The following is a 3,471-nucleotide window of genomic DNA, read 5'->3' on the forward strand; positions in this document are numbered from 1 at the left end:
AAGGGGTCGAATACTTCAAACCTAGCCTGTTCACGCCGAACAGACTTTTTTTCTGCCTCATCTATACCCCGCAACTTAGGTTACATAGCCCAGGGCGCTCACGCGCAGGCGGTAGGCCCCGGCGGCCGGCGCCTTCACCCGAAAGCGCCCGCTTTCCTCGGCCACCGTACCAGTGCTGATGGTGGCCGGCGCTTCCTGCACTACCGCAACGGTGGCAAACGGCACGGGCACTCCCTTTTCATCCTGAACGGCACCGGTCAGGAATCCGGCGTCCTGGCAGCGGCCCGTCTGGGGACACCAGAGCAGAAAGCACAAGGACAGCAGCGTAAAAAGAATCTTCATAAAAGCGGGTTAATGCAGAAAAACGACAGCACCGGTGCAAGCCTACCCGGGCAGTAGGCCTGGGGTGTGCGCGGAAACTTGGGGTGCTGCGAATGGTTACCGCCGCCATCAGGATTTATTACAGGCCCCGCAAACTTTTTTTGCCTCAACGACCCGGCTGCCATCCAGGGGTAACCGGGCCCACTCAAACTGGTAGGCCTGGTCGCCGGTATGCTCACTGTTATACTCTTCCCAAAGTGCCTTGCGGAAATCGTCTGGCGGATGTAGAGACGCAAGATTTTGCGTCTCATCGTTGAACGATACCCGAACGAAGCAAGCGCACCCGGCTTTAATGGCGCAGTCCCGGAGACGCAAAATGTTGCGTCTCTACCTCGTTCAGCTTTCGCAGACCACTTCGCCAGAAGTATAGCTCCCGCTGGCATGGCGGGCGCTCAGGGGATTTCCTGCGAAGCAGCCCAAAAGCGCCTTGCTCCGACCCCACTCCCTTCTTTGCTTGGTTTAGATTGACAATATTGCCCGTCTTACCGTACAAGCTCAACCCTTCTATCTCACTTCCCACCCGACCCTCTATGGCAAACTCCCGCTTCGAACACGATTTTCTGGGCGAGCGCATCCTCCCCGACGATGCGTACTACGGCATCCAGACCCTGCGGGCTCTCGAAAACTTTCACATCACGGGCATTCCCATCAACACCGAGCCCATTTTCGTGCAGGCCCTGGCCTACGTGAAAAAGGCGGCGGCCCTGGCCAACCGCGACCTGGGCGTGCTCGACCCTGCCATCGCCGATGCCATTGTTCGGGCCTGCGAGCGGGTGGCCAGCGGGGAGTTCGACCACCAGTTTCTCACCGACATGATTCAGGGCGGGGCCGGCACCTCGGTGAACATGAACGCCAACGAAGTCATTGCCAACGTGGCCCTGGAAATCATGGGCCACCCCAAGGGCGCCTACGAGTTCTGCCACCCCAACAACCACGTAAACTGCTCGCAGAGCACCAACGACGCCTACCCTACCGCCTTCCGCATTGCCCTCAGCAACAAGCTGGTGGGCTACAGCAAAACCCTGGAAGAGCTGGCCGACGCCTTTGCCGCCAAGGGCCGCGAGTTTCGCAACATCCTCAAGATGGGCCGCACCCAGCTGCAGGACGCCGTGCCCATGAGCATGGGCGACGAGTTTCGCGCCTTCGCCACCAACCTGCGCGAAGAGCTGCTGCGCATCGACGACAGCCGCAACCTGATTGCCGAAATCAACATGGGCGCCACCGCCATTGGCACCCAGGTGAATGCCCCGGCCGGCTACGCCGAGCTGGTGACCAAGTACCTGCGCGAGGTGACGGGCCTGAACCTGGTGCTGGCCGGCGACCTCATCGAAGCCACTTACGACACCGGCGCCTACGTGCAGCTTTCGGGCGTGCTCAAGCGCACGGCCGTGAAGCTGTCTAAAATCTGCAACGACCTGCGCCTGCTGGCCTCCGGCCCCCGCGCCGGCCTGTTCGAAATCAACCTGCCGCCGCTGCAGCCCGGCTCCAGCATCATGCCCGGCAAGGTAAACCCCGTGGTGCCCGAAGTAGTCAACCAGACCGCCTTCTACGTCATCGGCGCCGACCTCACCGTGACCATGGCCGCCGAAGCCGGGCAGCTGCAGCTCAACGTGATGGAGCCCGTAATTTCCTTCGCCCTGTTCACCTCCATCTCTTACATGACCAACGCCTGCCGCACCCTCACCGAGAAGTGCGTCAACGGCATTACGGCCAACGCCGCCCACGCCGAGGAGCAGGTGCGCCGCAGCATCGGCATCGTGACCCAGCTCAACCCCATCATCGGCTACGAAACGGCCTCCGAAATCGCCAAGGAAGCCCTGCGCACCGGCAAGTCGGTGCACGACATCGTGGTGACCGAGCGCCAGCTGCTCACCCAGAAGAAGTGGGACGAGATTTACACGTTCGAGAACATGATTCGGCCGGCCTTTATTCAATAGGCTTTCACCTCACCCCCCGGCCCCCTCTCCTCGGGGAGAGGGGGAGCCAGTTAAGTGAAGGCTTTATTGGGTGGGATTGGCGTGGTGGGGTGTTATTTAAGCTACCGTTTGCGTAAACACTTAGAACCATTCAAACCACACCACTAACCGCTGATGCTTTGAGCCGCTATCGAGCGTCTGCATCAACCTAAATAGCAACCCCCACCCGTACGTACTGCCATCCAACTCGGCGGTCGGATACGCGCGCCAATCGACTTGCTCAATTTCTTCATACGTGATATAGGTAAAGCCCCAGCCCGTCTGGTCGGCTAACACGTCCTTGGCGGCGTGGGAGGTCAACGCACCCAGGTTGGGGGGTAGGCCTCGGTTTTGAGCTAGGGGGACCCACTCAAGTTTGTGCTTCGTCGCGCCAAAAAGAATTTCGCTCTCAGCGCCCAGACCCAAGCCCAGGCTGCCAATGTCAAGACAGGATTGCCACGCGCCCTCCGTCGTCAAGTCCGCTTCATCCAAACTGGATATCTCCACAAAGCCGCAGACATATGTACTCATCGTGTACTGATACAAAAAGCAAGGTAAGCCTTGATATATTCCGTATCCTGTTCGGCCCCTCTGCCTGAACCGGGAATTAGTTGAGGATGCTGTGCCATCCAACGGCTTTAATCTGTAGGTAGGCGAAGCGGCTTTCTTAGCGATGGGTCGGCCGTGTGCTCGAAAGGGGCTTCCCCAAGGTAGGTACCCCGGAAGATGGCGTAATCGTACTGGTGTTTAAAGAAGGTGTCGTAGTACAGGGTCAGGTAATGATAACACTCGTCGCTTCCGGTATAGTAATACAGTTGCTGCGGGCCCCAAATAGCCCGTAGCTCCTCTTTCGTGGTGACGAAAGGACCCGAGCCTGCCGCGGGCGTGGCTGTGTCGTAAGCCCGAGTGTGCTGCATCAGCGTGGGGCTGCACCCAGTCCCGCTAGCGAGCAACGCGACGACAACAAGCCGGGCAAAAGGGGCCATCTAGGAGGGGAAAGGAACAGATTACAAGACGCCAAACTACGGCAACGACTGAGATAAAATAACGCTTGTGGCTGTTGCAGAACCAGTTTTCGTAGAGGGAAGATGCAAGGCAAGAAGCTGTTTCTCGACAAAGAGGTGACGCGCTTTCG

The 3,471-nt window shown here is 58.9% G+C and carries 3 protein-coding genes; 1 reads left to right on the forward strand and 2 read right to left on the reverse strand.

Annotated elements, in window-relative coordinates:
* Positions 1–75: 75 nt before the first annotated feature.
* Positions 76–342, reverse strand: coding sequence for a carboxypeptidase-like regulatory domain-containing protein (locus tag ABD919_RS13955; RefSeq protein ID WP_345236631.1), 267 nt, complete (start codon positions 340–342; stop codon positions 76–78).
* Between the two features lie 569 nt (positions 343–911).
* Here ABD919_RS13955 and aspA point away from each other — a divergent pair.
* Positions 912–2,318, forward strand: coding sequence for an aspartate ammonia-lyase (aspA, locus tag ABD919_RS13960; RefSeq protein WP_345236632.1), 1,407 nt, complete (start codon positions 912–914; stop codon positions 2,316–2,318).
* A gap of 120 nt (positions 2,319–2,438) precedes the next feature.
* Here the strand turns inward: aspA and ABD919_RS13965 are convergent, their stop codons facing one another.
* Positions 2,439–2,882 carry a hypothetical protein gene (locus tag ABD919_RS13965; RefSeq protein WP_345236633.1) on the reverse strand — a complete coding sequence of 148 codons (444 nt, stop codon included), beginning with the start codon at positions 2,880–2,882 and terminating at the stop codon, positions 2,439–2,441.
* Between the last annotated feature and the right edge of the window lie 589 nt (positions 2,883–3,471).

The sequence above is a fragment of the Hymenobacter saemangeumensis genome (genome assembly GCF_039541835.1).
GTDB lineage: Bacteria > Bacteroidota > Bacteroidia > Cytophagales > Hymenobacteraceae > Hymenobacter > Hymenobacter saemangeumensis.